Origin of the sequence: Suttonella ornithocola, assembly GCF_001889065.1 — a bacterium.
Taxonomy (GTDB): domain Bacteria; phylum Pseudomonadota; class Gammaproteobacteria; order Cardiobacteriales; family Cardiobacteriaceae; genus Suttonella_A; species Suttonella_A ornithocola.
In genome coordinates this window covers 1-484 of the sequence record NZ_LWHB01000334.1, presented here as the reverse complement: position 1 = coordinate 484, position 484 = coordinate 1, and the positions used below count along the sequence as shown (strand labels likewise).

Annotated in this window: 1 protein-coding gene; it reads left to right on the top strand. The window is 38.4% G+C overall.

From position 1 onward, the window contains the following. Window positions 1-209: 209 nt before the first annotated feature. On the top strand, window positions 210-484 hold a 275-nt coding region (locus A5N85_RS14200), incomplete at its 3' end, for an IS630 transposase-related protein (protein WP_072577677.1).

Below are 484 nucleotides of genomic sequence, written 5' to 3'. Positions count from 1 at the left end.
AAGAAGCCAAGCGCTGAAGTCAAGTCCAGAAAGCCCGACAACAAACTGCATGTCAAAAATGCGCTATGTTATAGAACGAGATCTTTGCAAAATTCAACAAATTGAATTTTCTCTATTTTATAGTTAAATCACTTAGAATCCAATCTATCCAAAGCAGATATAAAGAACAACTTGTAGTAGAATTATCAAAAACAAACTGAGCATATCCTATGACCTACTGCCGCCAATTCCGACAGAAAATTCTTAACGATATTGCTAATGGAGAAACTTGGCGCGCTGTTGCAAAGCACTACAAGATCAGCAAATTCACCGTCTATAGCTGGATTAAAAATCCCCATCCTAAAGGTTTTACTGAGCGTAAGCCCTCAAAGATTGATGATGAAGCCTTGCTTAAGGATATTGAGCAGTATCCTGATGATTACCAATGGGAAAGCGCTAGACGTTTTAATTGCTCGCAATCAGCGATTTGTTATGCTCTAAAGCG